General features: G+C 64.3%; 1 pseudogene. It reads left to right on the top strand.

Annotation, left to right across the window (positions count from 1 at the left end):
* Positions 1 to 314 (top strand): annotated as a pseudogene (locus tag D5687_RS11200) (hypothetical protein); the annotation flags it as partial.

The following is a 314-nucleotide window of genomic DNA, read 5'->3' as shown; positions in this document are numbered from 1 at the left end:
CCAACGTAGACCATTCGCTGAGGAACCCGGCCGACACTTGCCCCGAAACCGGCAGGGGGCCCGGCGTCGGCGGTGGCGCGAAGGCGGAACGCATCGCCAACGCGCTGGACATGGTGTTCTCCGATGATAACGTCGACTCCGTCGTGTTCAACATCTTCGGTGGCATCACCCGCGGCGACGAGGTGGCGAAAGGGATCAACGAGGCGCTCGAGCAGTTCGACGAGATCCCGAAGCCGGTCGTCGTCCGCCTGGCGGGAACGAACTGGGAGGAAGGGATGGAAATCCTCAACGAGGAGCTCGTGACGGTCGAGGAG

Source organism: Guyparkeria sp. SCN-R1, assembly GCF_003932495.1.
Lineage (GTDB): Bacteria > Pseudomonadota > Gammaproteobacteria > Halothiobacillales > Halothiobacillaceae > Guyparkeria.
This window is presented reverse-complemented; position numbering and strand designations above follow the sequence as displayed.